The organism is Rhodococcus sp. SB1D (assembly GCF_048573875.1).
Classification (GTDB): domain Bacteria; phylum Actinomycetota; class Actinomycetes; order Mycobacteriales; family Mycobacteriaceae; genus Rhodococcus_F; species Rhodococcus_F qingshengii.
Genome location: NZ_JBMAIQ010000043.1, coordinates 1 through 649, shown reverse-complemented (window position 1 = coordinate 649; position 649 = coordinate 1). Strand labels below are relative to the sequence as shown.

At 58.6% G+C, this 649-nt stretch carries 1 protein-coding gene; it reads right to left on the bottom strand.

Features of this window, described 5'->3' with window-relative positions:
* On the bottom strand, nucleotides 1-649 hold a 649-nt coding region (locus ACN50D_RS31250; protein WP_419970261.1), incomplete at both ends, for a DUF7507 domain-containing protein.

The window sequence follows — 649 nt, the reverse complement described above, 5'->3', positions numbered from 1 at the left end:
CGCACCCGTCACGGTGTACGTGATCGTCTGACCAGCAGCAACATTGGTGCCCGACACCGGATCAGCAGTCTTCGCGACCGTGAACCCCGGAACCTTCACCGGATGCGTCGTGCACAGCTGCGTCACCGGATCACACACCTCCGGAGGATCAACCGGAGGAGTCGTCCCCGGAACAACGAAGTTGTTCACGAACACCCCACCGACCACATCGGCATTGACCTTCACCGAATACGTCACCGTCTTCGTTTCGCCGGCCGCCAAGGTTCCCGTCACCGAGAAACCATCCGTGCCGACCATCGTCGCAACCAACGGAGCATCAGCAGTCAAACCACTCAATGCACCCTTGTCCACAACCTGACGCAAATCATCGAAGTACGCCACCTCACCCGCACCGTTACCGGTGTTCGTGAACGTAAGCGTGTACTTGATGTCCTGACCGGCAACAACATTCGAACCCGACACCGGATCAGAAGACTTCACCACAGCAATCTTCGGAGACAGAACCGGATGCTCCGTCGTCACCGGCGGAGGAGTGATCTCCGGACCCGTCGGCGGCTTCGCAGTACCGGTGACCTTGTTGTTGATCAACGTGCCACCGGCAACACCGGCATTGACCTTGACCTGGTAGGTCAGAACAACCGACTTACCA